Origin of the sequence: Porphyromonas sp. CAG:1061 (genome assembly GCF_000435035.1) — a bacterium.
Taxonomy (GTDB): Bacteria; Bacteroidota; Bacteroidia; order Bacteroidales; family Porphyromonadaceae; genus Porphyromonas_A; species Porphyromonas_A somerae.
Map to the genome: position 1 here is coordinate 1 of NZ_HF988816.1, position 965 is coordinate 965.

The 965-nt window shown below is 53.3% G+C and carries 1 protein-coding gene; it reads right to left on the reverse strand.

Features of this window, described 5'->3' with window-relative positions; translation table 11 throughout:
* On the reverse strand, nt 1-711 hold a 711-nt coding region (locus QVO39_RS00265; RefSeq protein ID WP_502685056.1), incomplete at its 3' end, for a phosphoribosylformylglycinamidine synthase-related protein.
* Between the last annotated feature and the right edge of the window lie 254 nt (nt 712-965).

Sequence of the window (965 nt, forward strand, 5' to 3'; positions counted from 1 at the left end):
GAAAAAGTCGGGACCAGCCGCATCACGAGGGGCAAAGATCTCCACCTCCGGACCGCTATTGAAAGCCACATTATCCTTGTAGGCCGAAACCAGATTATTGGGGTGCTCCTTGGAGGTCTCCTTGATCATCTGGAAGAGCGAACGCCCTTTCTCCTCGCCATCAATCACAAAGGTACCACCAAAGATCTTGTGTCGGCAGTGCTCCGAATTGACCTGCGAAAAGCCAAAGAGCTCGCTATCGGTCAAAGGTCTTCCCAGCTCCTTAGCCACCCCCTCCAGGTACGCCACTTCCTCCTCACTCAGTGCCAAGCCCTCCGCCTCATTGTAGGATCGGATATCCTGCACCTCAATCACCTGCTCAGGGCTATCGGCACCTCTAAAGATGTTGGTGCCCAGCCCCTCATACTTCCGAAGAAGCATCCTATCAAAAGGGGTATCGGCAGTGGCGGGTGTATAAAACTCAATACGGTCAATCCCTAGGCGATAGCCTAAGTCCATATTCTGAGTAATCTCCACCGCCGTGGTACTCCAAGGGGTCACCATCTCCGCTCTAGGCCCCACATAGTAGCCAGTAAGCGTATCCACAGGCACCTCCTTTGCGTCGCCAAATAACCACGACAAAGCCGCCGCGTCCGCACCCTCAATCGGCTGCGTGTGCCGCACTGCATAGACCAAGCCATCACTCCCTTGATAATAGGTCACTCTCTTCATCTCTCTGCTCTCTATATAATAAGGTGTATACTTCCGAATAGTACCACAAATTTACCCAAAATATACCAAACCCTCCCTATCCCCTCTTCTCCTTTCCAGGCTCTTACGCTGTGGCACCCATCAGAGCGTCTATGGGTAAGGTTTTCATTTTGGTGGGGTACCTAATCGGACAAGTCGGACGAGTCGGACACCATGATAGAGCACCCGCCAGGGTGCCACTCAGATAGCCCCCGGTCGAGGCTCGTAGAGCCGAA